General features: G+C 54.2%; 14 protein-coding genes and 1 other annotated feature (1 of these 15 only partly in view). Of the genes, 10 read left to right on the top strand and 4 right to left on the bottom strand.

All coding sequences use genetic code 11. From position 1 onward, the window contains the following. Positions 1–28 (bottom strand) — a sequence feature (Trp leader region) (it extends 67 nt beyond the left edge of the window). Next, a complete protein-coding gene (gene trpL / locus LOC22_RS00410) occupies positions 5–49 on the bottom strand; it encodes a trp operon leader peptide (RefSeq protein ID WP_071524153.1) in 45 nt (14 codons plus the stop codon). It overlaps the preceding feature by 24 nt. A 127-nt stretch (positions 50–176) precedes the next feature. On the opposite strand from trpL, the gene rnm reads away from it, so the two are divergent. The 3 genes from rnm (at position 177) to rluB (ending at position 2,660) form a co-directional block, all read left to right on the top strand. Next, the gene (gene rnm / locus LOC22_RS00405; RefSeq protein ID WP_026080677.1) at positions 177–1,070 is read left to right on the top strand and encodes an RNase RNM; all 894 of its coding nucleotides are present in this window, start codon (positions 177–179) and stop codon (positions 1,068–1,070) included. Then, on the top strand, positions 1,067–1,687 hold the full coding sequence (locus LOC22_RS00400; protein ID WP_003856793.1) for an L-threonylcarbamoyladenylate synthase: 621 nt from the start codon (positions 1,067–1,069) through the stop codon (positions 1,685–1,687). Before rnm ends, LOC22_RS00400 begins: the two co-directional genes overlap by 4 nt. Positions 1,688–1,784: 97 nt before the next feature. Beyond that, positions 1,785–2,660 carry a 23S rRNA pseudouridine(2605) synthase RluB gene (gene rluB / locus LOC22_RS00395; protein WP_230239248.1) on the top strand — a complete coding sequence of 292 codons (876 nt, stop codon included), beginning with the start codon at positions 1,785–1,787 and terminating at the stop codon, positions 2,658–2,660. A gap of 34 nt (positions 2,661–2,694) precedes the next feature. On the opposite strand, the gene cobO is transcribed toward rluB, so the two are convergent. Together cobO and LOC22_RS00385 are read right to left on the bottom strand one after the other, a co-directional pair. Continuing rightward, a complete protein-coding gene (gene cobO / locus LOC22_RS00390) occupies positions 2,695–3,285 on the bottom strand; it encodes a cob(I)yrinic acid a,c-diamide adenosyltransferase (protein WP_015570385.1) in 591 nt (196 codons plus the stop codon). After that, positions 3,282–4,043 (bottom strand): YciK family oxidoreductase, encoded by a 762-nt coding sequence (locus tag LOC22_RS00385; RefSeq protein WP_017384219.1) that lies wholly within the window; start codon positions 4,041–4,043, stop codon positions 3,282–3,284. The genes cobO and LOC22_RS00385 overlap by 4 nt, the downstream gene beginning before the upstream one ends. Before the next feature lie 252 nt (positions 4,044–4,295). Here LOC22_RS00385 and sohB point away from each other — a divergent pair, with 252 nt between their 5' ends. Then, positions 4,296–5,342 (top strand): protease SohB, encoded by a 1,047-nt coding sequence (sohB, locus tag LOC22_RS00380; protein ID WP_023296716.1) that lies wholly within the window; start codon positions 4,296–4,298, stop codon positions 5,340–5,342. Positions 5,343–5,377: 35 nt separating this feature from the next. On the opposite strand, the gene LOC22_RS00375 is transcribed toward sohB, so the two are convergent. Then, positions 5,378–5,629 carry a YciN family protein gene (locus LOC22_RS00375; RefSeq protein ID WP_003856804.1) on the bottom strand — a complete coding sequence of 84 codons (252 nt, stop codon included), beginning with the start codon at positions 5,627–5,629 and terminating at the stop codon, positions 5,378–5,380. A 398-nt stretch (positions 5,630–6,027) separates the two neighbouring features. On the opposite strand from LOC22_RS00375, the gene topA reads away from it, so the two are divergent. From topA to acnA, 6 genes are all read left to right on the top strand, one after another. Continuing rightward, complete coding sequence (topA, locus tag LOC22_RS00370) at positions 6,028–8,625, top strand: type I DNA topoisomerase (RefSeq protein ID WP_017384217.1); 2,598 nt, start codon at positions 6,028–6,030, stop codon at positions 8,623–8,625. Between the two features lie 186 nt (positions 8,626–8,811). Beyond that, on the top strand, positions 8,812–9,786 hold the full coding sequence (cysB, locus tag LOC22_RS00365; protein ID WP_006810844.1) for an HTH-type transcriptional regulator CysB: 975 nt from the start codon (positions 8,812–8,814) through the stop codon (positions 9,784–9,786). 336 nt (positions 9,787–10,122) lie between these two features. Then, positions 10,123–10,263 (top strand): YmiA family putative membrane protein, encoded by a 141-nt coding sequence (locus LOC22_RS00360; protein WP_213083754.1) that lies wholly within the window; start codon positions 10,123–10,125, stop codon positions 10,261–10,263. 8 nt (positions 10,264–10,271) lie between these two features. Further along, complete coding sequence (locus LOC22_RS00355) at positions 10,272–10,436, top strand: hypothetical protein (RefSeq protein WP_162183706.1); 165 nt, start codon at positions 10,272–10,274, stop codon at positions 10,434–10,436. A 137-nt stretch (positions 10,437–10,573) separates the two neighbouring features. Next, on the top strand, positions 10,574–10,672 hold the full coding sequence (gene ymiC, locus LOC22_RS00350; protein WP_032103392.1) for a small membrane protein YmiC: 99 nt from the start codon (positions 10,574–10,576) through the stop codon (positions 10,670–10,672). Between the two features lie 165 nt (positions 10,673–10,837). Then, positions 10,838–13,513, top strand: a complete 2,676-nt coding sequence (gene acnA / locus LOC22_RS00345; RefSeq protein ID WP_017693321.1) for an aconitate hydratase AcnA — start codon at positions 10,838–10,840, stop codon at positions 13,511–13,513. The last annotated feature ends 26 nt before the right edge of the window (positions 13,514–13,539 follow it).

Raw genomic sequence — 13,539 nt, 5'->3', positions numbered from 1 at the left:
AAGATCAGGAAGTACGCCACCAACCGTGCAGAGCGAAATGTGCTGTCATTTTCAGATACCTTTCTCGTGTGAACTTGCGTACTAGTTAACTAGTTCGATGGCGTGTTGTCAACCCCTGATTTCAGTATTTCACGGTTAGTCGGTATCATAGGGGCTTCGGATGTCTCCAACCTGTTATGGGAAGTGCTTTGAGCGATACCACCTACGCCGTAATTTATGATTTACATAGCCATACGCAGGCTTCAGATGGCCTGCTGACACCCGAAGCTCTGGTCCATCGCGCCGTTGAAATGCGTGTCGGCACGCTGGCAATAACCGATCACGATACCACTGACGGCATTCCCGCCGCGCGCGCCGAGATTGCCCGCAGCGGACTGGCGCTGGATCTGGTGGCCGGGGTTGAGATCTCGACGGTCTGGGAAAACCACGAAATTCATATCGTTGGCCTGAATATCGATACAGAACATCCGGCCATGCGTGCTTTTTTGCAAGAACAAAAAACACGCCGCAATCAACGCGCGGAGATGATTGGCGAACGTCTGGAAAAAGCGCATATTCCCGGTGCGCTGGAAGGCGCGCGAAAGCTGGCGAACGGTGGGGCGGTGACGCGCGGCCATTTCGCCCGTTTTCTGGTGGACGCCGGTAAGGCGACGACCATGGCGAATGTCTTTAAAAAGTATCTGGCGCGCGGGAAAACCGGATACGTTCCCCCACAGTGGTGTACAATAAAACAAGCTATTGATGTGATTCATCATTCTGGCGGTAAGGCCGTGCTGGCCCATCCGGGGCGGTATAATCTTTCTGCTAAATGGCTGAAAAGACTGCTGGCACACTTTGCCGAATGCGGCGGTGAGGCGATGGAAGTTGCCCAGTGTCAGCAGGCACCCAATGAGCGTTCGCAGCTTGCGACCTACGCCCGTCAGTTTGGTCTGCTTGGGTCACAGGGTTCAGATTTCCATCAGCCCTGCGCGTGGATTGAACTGGGGCGCAAGCTCTGGTTACCCGCGGGCGTTGAGCCTGTCTGGCAGCTCTGGGAACAGCCACAGCAAATTGAAGAGAGGGAAGTATGAGTCAGTTTTTCTATATCCATCCGGATAACCCCCAGCCACGACTGATTAATCAGGCCGTGGAGATCGTCCGCAAAGGCGGCGTTATTGTCTACCCAACCGATTCTGGCTATGCGCTGGGCTGTAAAATCGAGGACAAAGGGGCGATGGAGCGCATCTGTCGCATCCGCCAGCTGCCGGACGGCCACAACTTCACCCTGATGTGTCGCGATCTCTCTGAGCTGTCGACCTATGCTTATGTTGATAACGTGGCGTTTCGCCTGATTAAGAACAACACGCCCGGTAACTACACCTTCATTCTGAAAGGGACAAAAGAGGTACCGCGTCGTCTGCTGCAGGAAAAACGTAAAACCATCGGCATGCGCGTACCGTCGAACCCGATTGCCCAGGCGCTGCTGGAAACCCTCGGCGAGCCGATGCTCTCCACATCGCTGATGCTGCCGGGCAGTGAGTTTACCGAGTCCGACCCGGAAGAGATCAAAGATCGTCTGGAGAAGGTGGTGGAGCTGATTATTCATGGCGGCTATCTTGGTCAGCAGCCGACCACCGTGGTGGATCTCACCGAAGACGCGCCAGAAGTGATTCGTGAAGGCGTGGGCGATGTTAAGCCTTTCTTGTAAGGGTGTAAGCAGATATACTACGCGGCCATCAAAGCAGGGCGCCGCCCTGTTTTTGACCTGATTCGACGCCTGTGAAGGCGACACCTGAGGAAGCTCAATGAGCGAGAAGTTACAGAAAGTGCTGGCGCGCGCCGGCCACGGTTCGCGCCGTGAAATCGAAGCCATTATTGAAGCAGGCCGCGTGAGTGTGGACGGTAAAATCGCCACGCTCGGTGACCGCGTTGAAATCGTACCGGGGCTGAAGATCCGCATTGACGGCCATCTTATCTCCGTGAAAGAGTCTGCTGAACAGATCTGCCGCGTACTGGCTTACTACAAGCCGGAAGGCGAACTGTGTACCCGCAACGACCCGGAAGGTCGCCCGACGGTGTTTGACCGTCTGCCAAAATTGCGTGGCGCCCGCTGGATTGCCGTAGGGCGTCTGGACGTGAACACCTGCGGCCTGCTGCTGTTCACCACCGATGGTGAACTGGCAAACCGTCTGATGCACCCGAGTCGTGAAGTGGAACGTGAATACGCCGTTCGTGTTTTCGGCCAGGTTGATGAGAACAAACTGCGCGACCTGTCGCGTGGTGTTCAGCTGGAGGACGGCCCTGCGGCGTTCAAAACCATCAAGTTTACCGGTGGTGAAGGCACTAACCAGTGGTACAACGTTACCCTGACAGAGGGACGTAACCGCGAGGTGCGTCGACTGTGGGAAGCGGTCGGTGTCCAGGTGAGTCGCTTGATTCGCGTCCGCTATGGCGACATTCTGCTGCCGAAAGGCCTGCCACGTGGCGGCTATACCGAACTGGATCTGACGCAAACCAACTACCTGCGCGATCTGGTTGGCCTGACGCCAGAAACCACGTCGAAAGTGGCGGTAGAGAAAGATCGTCGTCGCATGAAGGCGAATCAAATCCGCCGTGCGGTGAAACGTCATAGCCAGGTCAGCAGCAATCGCCGCTCTGGCAGCCGTAATAACAACGGTTAATTGAAAAGCCCGGTGAATATACCGGGCTTTTTTTTCAGTAATCAATCCCAATTTGCGCTTTGATACCCGCATCGAACGCATGCTTAACCGGACGCAGCTCGCTGACGGTATCGGCCAGCTCCAGAATGTCCCGATGACACCCGCGCCCCGTGACGATCGCCGTCTGGTGTGCAGGGCGGTTCCTGAGGGCCTCCAGCACGGCTTCCAGCGGCAGGTAGTCGTAGGCGACCATATAGGTGATCTCATCCAGCAACACCATGTTCAGCGACGGGTCTGAAAGCATTCTTTTGGCATGCTCCCAGACGGCGAGGCAGGCTGCGGTATCGGTTTCCCGGTTCTGGGTATCCCAGGTAAAACCGGTCGCCATAACCTGAAACTCGACGCCATGCGGCTCGAGCAGATTACGCTCGCCGTTGGGCCATTCACCCTTGATAAACTGGATCACGCCCACTTTCTGCCCATGCCCGACTGCGCGGGTGGCGGTCCCAAATGCGGCGGTGGTTTTGCCTTTGCCGTTGCCGGTGAACACGATTAGGATACCGCGCTCGTCCTGAGCGGCCGCCACGCGTGCATCAACCTGTTCTTTCAGACGCTGCTGGCGCTGCTGATGACGATCATCACTCATTGCGATATCCCCGGTTTGCGGCCAGGCTGGGCATCGAAGGTCATTCCGGTTTTGCGACGGCTGTCGTCACCCATCAGCCACAGGTAAAGGGGCATGATATCGGCCGGGGTTTTAAGCTTCTGCGGATCTTCTGTCGGGAAGGCGCTGGCGCGCATTTTGGTGCGCGTACCGCCTGGATTAATACAGTTAACCCGCAGGTGGCGGCTTTGGTACTCTTCGGCCAGCACCTGCATCATTCCTTCGGTGGCAAATTTTGAGACGGCGTAAGCCCCCCAGTTCGCACGCCCCTGACGCCCCACGCTGGAGGAGGTAAATACCAGCGAGCCGGAATCGGAGTTGAGTAATAAAGGAAGCAAGGCCTGGGTCAGGAAAAACGTCCCGTTGACGTTAACCTGCATCACCTGCTGCCAAATTTCCGGATCCTGTTCATCCATCGGGCGCACTTCGCCCAGTAACCCCGCGTTGTGCAGTACGCCGTCCAGACGCGGATAATGTGTGCTGATCCGCTGGGCAAGGGCCTGACATGACGCTGGCGTGCAGGTCAGCAGATCGAGCGTATACCAGGGCGTGGGGGTACCGCCGGCGTTTTCGATTTCACGGGCGACGGCCTTGAGCTTTTCTTCATTACGTCCCAGCAGAATAAGGCTCGCACCGTATTCAGAATAGGTCAGCGCCGCTTCGCGACCAATCCCGTCGCTGGCACCGGTAACCAGAATGATGCGGTTCTGTAGAAGGTTTTTTTGTGGCTGATAATGCACGGTGGCTCCTCAGGCGCATTGGGCGTGACTTGCACCTTTATTTATGACTTTTCGGCTTTATGCCCGAAACAGCGTCAGAATTCAATCAGTCTACAGGACAGAACGCTGGGAAATTAACAATTTGCAAAGATTTAAACCAGAAGCGGGGGATTCCTGAAGCCGCCTCGCAGAGGTAATGTCCAGAGCGAGACGCCTGCGCAGGGCTGTTGTACACTGGCGTGAAAGATTCGTGGTTAAATCAAGGTGGAACGCGTGGAATTACTTTCTCAGTATGGGTTGTTTTTGGCCAAAATCGCGACGGTGGTTATTGCTGTCGCGGTGATTGCCGTCCTGATTGTCAACCTGACGCAGCGTAAGCGTCAGCGTGGTGAGTTACGCATTACCCGCCTGAGCGAGCAGTATAAAGAGATGCAGGAGGAGATGTCTCTGGCGCTGCTTGACGACCATCAACAGAAGCTGTGGCTAAAAGCCCAGAAGAAAAAACATAAGCAGGACGCCAAAGCCGCGAAGGCGAAAGCTAAGCTCGCCACGCCACAGGCTGACGCAAAACCGCGCGTCTATGTGCTCGATTTTAAAGGTAGCATGGATGCGCATGAAGTCTCCTCTCTGCGTGAAGAAGTGACGGCGGTGCTGGCCGTGGCGACAGCCCAGGATCAGGTGGTGGTACGCCTTGAAAGCCCGGGCGGCGTAGTGCATGGGTATGGACTGGCGGCTTCGCAGTTACAACGTCTGCGGGATAAACAGATCCCGCTCACTGTTGCGGTAGATAAGGTCGCGGCGAGTGGCGGCTATATGATGGCGTGCGTGGCGGATAAAATCGTCGCGGCACCGTTCTCCATTATCGGCTCGATTGGGGTGGTCGCGCAGATCCCTAACTTCAATCGTTTCCTGAAAAATAAAGAGATCGACATCGAACTGCATACGGCGGGTCAGTACAAACGTACGCTGACGCTGCTCGGCGAAAATACCGAAGAGGGACGGCAGAAATTCCGGGAAGATCTGAACGAAACCCACCATCTGTTCAAAGATTTCGTGCACCGCATGCGCCCAACGCTGGACATTGAGCAGGTGGCTACGGGCGAGCACTGGTACGGCACGCAGGCGCAGGAGAAAGGGCTGGTGGATGAGGTGGGTACCAGCGACGACCTCCTGCTCAACCTGATGGAAGGCCGTGAGCTGGTGGGGGTGCGCTTCACCCGACGTAAGCGCCTGCTCGACCGTTTTACCAATAGCGCGGCAGAAAGCGCGGATCGCCTGCTGCTACGCTGGTTGCAGCGCGGACAAAAGCCGCTGCTGTAAAGAAAAACGCGAGGCAGATGCCTCGCGTTTTCGTTTTAATCGACCAGGTGGTACTTCTCTGAGAGGGTATGCGCCAGGTATTTAAACATGTTAAACACGGCGGTGCTTTTCGGGGTGGGTAGCCCTTGTTCATCAAGGAAGTATTCACCGCTGAACACCAGCACGCCATTACGTTGTTCCACGCCAGTCGCTTCAATTCCCGCCAGGGTGTCTTCATGGTCGCGAATGAGTTTGTTTGCTTCGATAAGCAATGAAGCTCGGTCAATGGGTTGGGTCGTATTCTGCATATTCCACTCCTTAAACAGTGACAATAGTCTACGCCTGGGTCGCTTCGGGGGCAAATTTTCCCTGTTATCCGAGGGGATAAGAAACAGGGGCTGGCTGGCGGGATTTGCTTTTGCATGCTAATAAAGTTGCGTAACGAATTTTATCAGGTACAGTGTGCGCTTTCGTCATTCTGGCAACAGAATTGCTTGACATTCGACCGGGAATTCGTCACGAATGAACTTTGATGTGAGAAAAATACCCGAAAACTCAATGACCTGGATGTCGCCATTCTGACGTTCGGTAACACATAGGGGTTGATATCCCCTGACGATGTCGCAATATCAATGGCTCGTCGTCAGCGGAAGGGAAATCAACGTGCGGCGTATTCCTGGAAGAATTAAATTAGGTAAAGGTGAATATGGGTAAAGCTCTCGTCATCGTTGAGTCCCCGGCAAAAGCCAAAACGATCAATAAATATCTGGGCAATGACTACGTGGTTAAGTCCAGCGTTGGTCACATTCGCGACTTGCCGACCAGTGGCTCAGCCAGCAAAAAGAGCGCAGACTCTACCTCCACCAAAGGGGCTAAAAAGCCTAAAAAGGATGAACGTAGCGCGCTTGTCAACCGCATGGGTGTTAACCCATGGCACAACTGGGATGCACATTACGAAGTGCTGCCAGGCAAAGAAAAAGTCGTTAACGAGCTGAAACAGCTTGCTGAAAAAGCAGACCACATTTATCTCGCAACCGACCTTGACCGCGAAGGGGAGGCCATCGCATGGCACCTGCGGGAAGTGATCGGGGGTGATGACAAACGCTACAGCCGTGTAGTGTTCAACGAAATTACAAAGAATGCGATTCGCCAGGCGTTTGAAAAGCCGGGTGAACTGAATATCGACCGTGTTAACGCTCAGCAGGCGCGTCGCTTTATGGACCGCGTTGTAGGCTACATGGTCTCGCCGTTGCTGTGGAAAAAGGTCGCTCGCGGCCTGTCTGCGGGGCGTGTGCAGTCTGTGGCTGTTCGTCTTGTTGTTGAGCGTGAACGCGAGATCAAAGCGTTCGTCCCGGAAGAGTTCTGGGAAGTGGATGCGAATGTCACCACGCCGGGCGGCGATGCGCTGCCGTTGCAGGTGAGCCATCACAACGACAAACCGTTCCGTCCTGAAAATCGCGATCAGACCATGGCCGCCGTGGCGCTGCTGGAAAAAGCGCGTTATCAGGTTCTGGATCGTGAAGATAAACCAACCAGCAGCAAGCCTGGCGCACCGTTTATCACGTCAACTCTCCAGCAGGCGGCAAGTACCCGTCTGGGTTACGGCGTGAAGAAAACCATGATGATGGCCCAGCGCTTGTATGAAGCGGGTTACATCACCTACATGCGTACTGACTCCACCAACCTGAGCCAGGACGCTGTCAACATGGTGCGTGGCTATATCGAGGACAACTTCGGTAAGAAATACCTGCCGGACGGGCCTAATCAGTACGCCAGCAAAGAGAATTCTCAGGAAGCGCACGAAGCGATTCGTCCTTCTGACGTTTCCGTTCTGGCTGAATCGCTGAAAGATATGGAAGCGGACGCCCAGAAGCTGTATCAGCTGATCTGGCGCCAGTTCGTAGCCTGCCAGATGACGCCAGCGAAATACGACTCCACCACGCTGACGGTCGGCGCGGGTGATTTCCGCCTGAAAGCGCGCGGCCGCATTCTGCGCTTCGACGGCTGGACAAAAGTGATGCCTGCGCTGCGTAAAGGCGATGAAGACAGAACGCTGCCTTCAGTCAACAAAGGTGACGAGCTGTCGCTGGTTGATCTGGTCCCGGCTCAGCACTTCACCAAGCCACCTGCGCGCTTCAGCGAAGCATCGCTGGTGAAAGAGCTGGAAAAACGCGGCATCGGTCGCCCGTCCACCTATGCGTCAATCATTTCGACCATTCAGGATCGTGGATACGTTCGCGTCGAGAACCGTCGTTTCTATGCTGAAAAAATGGGTGAGATTGTCACCGACCGTCTGGAAGCGAACTTCCGCGAGTTGATGAACTATGACTTCACCGCGCAGATGGAAGACAGCCTCGATGAGGTTGCCAGCCATAAGGCAGAGTGGAAGAAAGTTCTCGACAGCTTCTTCAGCGATTTTACCAATCAGCTTGAGAAAGCCGAGAAAGATCCTGAAGAGGGCGGCATGCTGCCTAACCAGATGGTGCTGACTAGCATCGACTGCCCAACCTGCGGCCGTAAAATGGGGATCCGTACCGCGACCACGGGCGTGTTCCTCGGTTGCTCTGGCTATGCACTGTCGCCGAAAGAGCGTTGCAAAACCACCATCAACCTCGTGCCGGAGAACGAAGTTCTCAACGTGCTGGAAGGTGACGATGCGGAGACCAACGCACTGCGCGCCAAACGCCGCTGTAAGAAATGCGGCACGGCGATGGACAGCTACCTGATCGATCCAAAACGCAAACTGCACGTTTGTGGCAATAACCCGACCTGCGATGGTTATGAGATCGAAGAAGGTGAGTTCCGTATTAAGGGCTATGACGGTCCAATCGTTGAGTGTGAGAAATGTGGTTCCGAAATGCACCTGAAAATGGGACGCTTCGGTAAGTACATGGCATGCACCAACGACGACTGTAAAAACACGCGTAAGATCCTGCGTAACGGTGAAGTTGCGCCGCCGAAGGAAGATCCGGTTCCGCTTCCTGAGCTGCCGTGCGAGAAGTCAGACGCGTATTTCGTGCTGCGTGACGGTGCTGCTGGGGTATTCCTGGCGGCCAACACCTTCCCGAAATCGCGCGAAACCCGTGCGCCGCTGGTAGAAGAGCTGTACCGCTTCCGCGACCGTCTGCCGGAGAAACTGCGTTACCTGGCCGATGCGCCACAGCAGGATCCGGAAGGCAACAAAACCGTGGTGCGCTTCAGCCGTAAAACGAAGCAGCAGTACGTGGCGGCAGAGAAAGAGGGCAAAGCGACCGGATGGTCAGCCTTCTTTGTCGACGGGAAATGGGTTGAAGGCAAGAAATAATCTTCCCTTACCGTAACTTACCTGTAAAAGGGCCGGACTTCCGGCCCTTTTTTATTACGTAGTTATTATTTTTTGTTCCGTACTATACAGCCTGGCTATAAATGATATAGTGGTTATAGTTAACCCGTTTCTTATTATCAAATCGTCTTAAGCGATTGACGCATGCGCTAAATCGGATGGTCTGGCATGAAATTACAGCAGCTTCGCTATATCGTTGAGGTCGTCAATCATAACCTCAATGTCTCTTCCACCGCAGAAGGTCTTTATACCTCTCAGCCCGGCATCAGTAAGCAGGTGCGTATGCTGGAGGATGAGTTAGGTATTCAGATATTTGCCCGCAGCGGTAAGCACCTGACTCAGGTCACCCCGGCAGGACAGGAAATCATACGCATCGCACGGGAAGTGCTCTCCAAAGTCGACGCCATTAAATCCGTCGCCGGGGAACATACCTGGCCGGATAAAGGCTCTCTGTATATTGCCACCACGCATACACAGGCGCGTTATGCGCTTCCCGGGGTGATCAAAGGCTTCATAGAACGCTATCCCCGCGTTTCCCTGCATATGCATCAGGGCTCACCGACGCAAATCGCAGAGGCCGTGTCTAAAGGCAATGCAGACTTCGCTATCGCGACGGAAGCGCTCCATCTGTACGATGATCTGGTCATGCTCCCGTGCTACCACTGGAACCGCTCTATTGTCGTGACCCCGGATCACCCGCTGGCGGGGAAGGGCGAAGTGACAATCGAAGAACTGGCGCAATACCCGCTGGTGACCTATACGTTCGGCTTTACGGGCCGGTCTGAACTGGACACCGCGTTTAACCGCGCCGGATTAACGCCACGGATTGTCTTTACGGCGACGGATGCGGACGTCATAAAAACGTATGTGCGTCTGGGCCTGGGCGTTGGGGTTATTGCCAGCATGGCGGTGGATCCTGTCTCAGACCCGGATCTGGTGCGTCTGGATGCGCATGATATTTTCAGTCACAGCACCACCAAGATAGGTTTTCGTCGCAGCACGTTCCTGCGCAGCTATATGTATGATTTTATTCAACGCTTTGCGCCACATTTAACGCGCGATGTGGTGGATACAGCTGTGGCGTTACGCTCCAATGAAGACATCGAAGAGATGTTTAAAGACATTAAACTTCCCGCCAAATAATCACTCCCGGTATCTTTCTCTTGCGGAAAGATACCGTCATTCCGCTTTAAACCTGAATTAGAATTATCATCATCTACGCCCACTGTCATATATCGTCATAACCCATTTGATGACTATGGTTTTACTGTCGCAAATTTGCGACAAAAGTAGAAACTAATTTACAGCTGTGCAAATTATTCTTTTCAATTATTTATTTCTGGTCAAAAGATTGAATTTTCCCGGGCTCGGATACGTAAATTCACTGGCTTTTCGGCTAAAGTTTCTTTAGGATTTATCTCATCAGATGATTACTTGTGCCAATTGTTTGGTCTCTAAATGATAAGCGATATCGATTGTATGAGGTTAGCAATGCCGTCAGGAAGTGAAGAACCGCAAAGGGATCCCGCGCTTAAGCGTAAAGCCTGGCTGGCGGTCTTTCTTGGCTCTGCCCTGTTCTGGGTGGTGGTTGCTCTTCTTGTCTGGAATTACTGGGGTTGATTATGGTCATGACGGTGCGTACAGAAGCGAGAAAAGAGATGTGTCAGCTTCGTGATAATGCTCACAAAGCCCGTAAGGCGCCAGCAACCAGCGTGCCAGCTTCCTGGAAACTGACGCCGCAGCAGCAGGCCTTTATTGATGTGTTCGCGGAAGACGAACCCAAAAAACAATAATTTTGATTTTTGCGTAATGATGCAAATAGTCTGAATATAGACTGTGCACTTTTGTACTCCTTAATAAATACACATCAGCAATATAGAACGAGGGCAGACCTCGCAACCTTAAATAATTAAAGACTGGTGTCCCTATGATGAATAACATGACAACCGTAAAATACTGGTCATGGCTCGGCGTATTCTCAGCGTCGATCCTCTTCTGGTGTCAGCTCCTCTGGCTGGCCCTGCACTAAATCGTAAAACCTCGCCACGGCGGGGTTTTTTGTTTTATCCCTCGCGTTGGACCATTCCTAAATTTATCAATTTGGGTTGTTATCAAAACGTTACGACATCTTTGTGTTATCTTTAATTACAGCCCTGATGATTGTCAGGACATCCCTGTTTTTAAGGAGGAGCTTATGTCGTTAACCCTACGCGAAGCCAGTAAGGACACATTACAGGCGGAAAATAAAACCTGGCGCTACTACAGCTTACCGCTGGCTGCCAGAACGCTTGGGGACATTTCGCGGTTACCCAAGTCGTTGAAAGTCTTACTGGAAAACCTCTTGCGCTGGCAGGATGGCGACTCGGTTACCGAGGAGGATATCCAGGCTCTGGCAGGGTGGCTGAAAAATGCTCATGCAGACAGAGAAATTGCCTATCGCCCGGCCAGAGTGCTGATGCAGGATTTCACCGGCGTGCCAGCGGTGGTGGATTTGGCAGCTATGCGTGAAGCCGTTAAGCGTCTCGGGGGCGATACAGCTAAGGTTAACCCCTTGTCCCCGGTAGACCTCGTCATTGACCACTCCGTCACCGTCGATCACTTTGGTGACGACGATGCTTTCGGCGAAAACGTCCGTCTGGAGATGGAACGTAACCATGAACGCTACGTATTTCTGAAATGGGGTCAGCAGGCGTTCAGCCGCTTCAGCGTTGTTCCACCGGGCACTGGCATTTGTCACCAGGTCAACCTGGAATATCTTGGCAAAGCCGTCTGGAGTGAATTGCAGGATAAAGAGTGGGTGGCTTACCCTGATACGCTGGTGGGCACCGATTCACACACCACCATGATTAACGGCCTTGGCGTTCTGGGCTGGGGCGTCGGTGGTATTGAAGCGGAAGCGGCCATGCTCGGCCAGCCGGTATCAATGCTCATTCCCGATGTGGTGGGCTTTAAGCTGACCGGTAAATTGTCCGAAGGCATTACCGCCACGGATCTGGTTCTGACGGTCACCCAGATGCTGCGTAAGCATGGCGTGGTGGGCAAATTCGTTGAATTTTATGGCGATGGTCTGGATTCACTGCCGCTGGCGGACCGGGCCACCATCGCCAACATGGCGCCGGAATATGGCGCGACTTGCGGCTTTTTCCCGATTGATAGCGTTACGCTGGAGTATATGCGCCTCAGTGGTCGCAGCGAGGAGCAGGTGGCTCTCGTTGAGGCCTACACCAAAGCGCAGGGCATGTGGCGTAACCCGGGTGACGAGCCGGTATTTACCAGTACGCTGGAGCTGGATATGGGCACAGTTGAGGCAAGCCTCGCAGGGCCAAAACGTCCGCAGGACCGCGTCGCCCTGAGCAACGTTCCGAAAGCCTTTGCCGCCAGCAATGAGCTGGAAGTTAACGCCGCACAAAAAGATCACCGTCCGGTGGACTATGTTCTGAACGGGCATCAGTATCAGCTCCCTGACGGCGCCGTGGTGATCGCCGCTATCACTTCCTGTACCAACACGTCCAACCCGAGTGTGTTAATGGCTGCCGGGCTGCTGGCAAAAAAAGCGGTAGAGCTGGGGCTCAAGCCACAGCCTTGGGTTAAAGCCTCCCTGGCGCCTGGTTCGAAAGTGGTATCCGATTACCTGGCACAGGCCAGACTCACGCCTTACCTCGACGAGCTGGGCTTTAACCTGGTGGGCTACGGCTGTACGACCTGCATCGGTAACTCTGGTCCACTGCCTGAACCTATTGAAATGGCGATCAAGCAGGGGGATTTGACCGTTGGCGCGGTACTTTCCGGTAACCGAAACTTTGAAGGGCGTATTCATCCGCTAGTGAAAACCAACTGGCTGGCCTCGCCGCCGCTGGTTGTAGCCTATGCGCTGGCCGGAAACATGAACATTAACCTGGCGACCGATCCGATTGGTCACGATCGCAAAAATGAACCGGTCTATCTGAAAGACATCTGGCCATCATCGCGCGAAATTGCGCGCGCGGTAGAGAAAGTTTCCACCGAGATGTTCCGCAAAGAGTATGCGGAAGTGTTCGAAGGCACAGCGGAGTGGAAAGCGATCGACGTGGTGGGTTCCGATACCTATGACTGGCAGGATGATTCCACCTATATTCGCCTGTCGCCATTCTTCGACGAAATGCTGGCGGAGCCTGCACCGCTGAAAGATATTCACGGCGCGCGCATTCTGGCGATGCTGGGCGATTCCGTCACCACTGACCATATCTCTCCGGCGGGGAGCATTAAGGCGGACAGTCCGGCAGGTCGGTATCTGCAAAGTCGTGGCGTGGAACGTCGCGATTTCAACTCCTACGGTTCGCGCCGCGGTAACCACGAAGTGATGATGCGCGGGACCTTTGCCAACATCCGCATTCGCAATGAAATGGTCCCGGGCGTGGAAGGGGGTATGACGCGCCACCTGCCGGATACAGAGGTCATTTCAATTTATGACGCAGCCATGAAGTATCAGCAGCAGGGTACGCCGCTGGCCGTTATTGCCGGTAAAGAGTACGGCTCCGGTTCCAGTCGCGACTGGGCGGCAAAAGGTCCGCGTCTGCTCGGGGTTCGCGTGGTGATTGCCGAATCCTTTGAACGTATCCACCGCTCAAACCTGATCGGGATGGGGATCCTGCCGCTGGAGTTCCCGCAGGGCGTAACGCGTAAAACGCTGGGTTTGACCGGGGAAGAGCAGATTGATATCAGCGGTCTGCAAAATCTGCAACCGGGTAAAACCGTTCCGGTGAAGTTAACGCGCGCAGATGGAACGACAGAAGTGCTGGATTGCCGGTGTCGTATTGATACGGCAACAGAGCTGACCTATTATCAGAACGACGGCATTTTACATTATGTGATTCGTAAGATGCTGGACTGATCAAACTCGCCCGGCACATGTGCCGG

The sequence above is a fragment of the Enterobacter sp. AN-K1 genome (assembly GCF_020971765.1).
GTDB lineage: Bacteria > Pseudomonadota > Gammaproteobacteria > Enterobacterales > Enterobacteriaceae > Enterobacter > Enterobacter hormaechei_C.
This window is presented reverse-complemented; position numbering and strand designations above follow the sequence as displayed.